Annotated in this window: 1 pseudogene; it reads right to left on the bottom strand. The window is 77.6% G+C overall.

Features of this window, described 5'->3' with window-relative positions:
• A pseudogene (locus tag AB0O00_RS36055) lies at window positions 1-1,358 on the bottom strand (hypothetical protein); the annotation flags it as partial.
• Window positions 1,359-1,518: the final 160 nt, after the last annotated feature.

The following is a 1,518-nucleotide window of genomic DNA, read 5'->3' as shown; positions in this document are numbered from 1 at the left end:
GGCTCGGCACGGGCGGGCAGCCACCACGAGCGGCGCCAGAGCAGGGCCCCGGCCACCGCGCACTGGGCCACCAGCCAGGCCAGCCCGGCGCCCGTCACCCCCATCGGCGCCAGCAGCAGCACGGTCAGCCCGAGGGCCAGCGCCGCCTGGGCCGCGAGGACGGCCAGGACGACCCGCAGCCGCCGCTGCACCCGGCAGGCCGCGACCGCGACGGCGACGACGAGGTTGGGCAGGGCCGAGAGCACGAGCAGCCGCAGCGTCGTCGTTCCGGCGCGGGCGTAGTCGGCGCCGAACACGGACAGCACCCAGGGCGCGGCCGGCGTCGCGAACAGCGCCGCGGCCGCCAGCACCGCCCCGCTGTGGCGCAGCACCCGCCGGCACTGGCGCAGCAGGTGCCCGGCGGCATCGGGGGAGTCCGTCGGGCTGGTCGCCTCGACGATCAGGGAGGCGCTCATGTTGATCGCGAACTGGTAGAGCGCGTACGCCACCAGCCAGGCGATCGAGAAGTACGCGCCGGCGGCGGCGCCGAGGCGGCCCAGCACGATGAGCGGCGGCAGCGTGGTGGCGGCCAGCCAGCACAGCGAGCCGGTCCAGTCGGCCGCCAGGTAGCCCAGGGTGGGGGAGTGCCGTCCGGTGGCGGTCGGCGGGCCGGTGCCCGTGGCGGCCCGGCGGACGTGCCGCGGGATGGCACGGAAGACGATGAACGTGTTGGTGAACAGCACGGAGAAGGCCAGCCCGGCGCCCCAGGAGCCGAGGATCGCGGCTCGCGCCCCGGCGGTGGCGAACAGCACGAGCATCAGCAGCTTCACCGTGGCGAACAGGGCGTTCTCCAGGACGACCCAGTCGGCGCGGCGCAGGCCGGTCAGCACCCCGTCCTGGACGACGAACAGCGCGTACGCGGCGGTGGCGGCGGCGAACCCGGCCGCGACGGGCGGCGCGCGCAGGAAGTCCAGCCCGGGGGAGAGCTCCGGGACCAGCAGCACGAACCCGGCGCCGAGCACCAGCCCGCAGCCGGCCGCCGCGAGGTAGGCCCGGGCCACCAGCCGGCCGGTCCGCCGCCCGGCCGGCGGGACGAAACGGATCATGGTGTTGACGAGGTTGAGCTGCCCGACCCCGCCGAGGAACATCATCGCCGAGACGGCGGCGAAGCCGACGCCGACCGCGGCGGGCGTGAACAGGCGGGCGGCCAGCGCCCAGTAGCCGGCGCCGACCCCGGCGGTCACCAGCGAACTGGCCGTGAGCAGGTGCCCGTTGCGCAGCAGGGGGTCGGAGCGGCGCACGTCCGTCCGTCCGCCGGCCGCGGGCGGGGGGCGCGTGGCGGCGGTACGGGCGTCGGGCCGGGCTGCGGGGGTCTTCATCCGGGTCGCTCCCCGTCGGCATCCGTGGACCCGGCGGTCCGGGCGTGCCGGGCGGTCCGGGCGCGCCGGGCGTGCCGGGGCCCGGCGCTGGGCCGGGCGGTGCCGTCGGCGTGCGCGGTGGTTCCGGTTGGCGCGGTGTGCTCCTCGTCGGTGGGGCGGG

The sequence above is a fragment of the Kitasatospora sp. NPDC093558 genome (assembly GCF_040683475.1).
GTDB lineage: Bacteria > Actinomycetota > Actinomycetes > Streptomycetales > Streptomycetaceae > Kitasatospora.
Note: the sequence above shows the minus strand (reverse complement) of the source record. Positions and strands in the feature narration are given on the sequence as shown.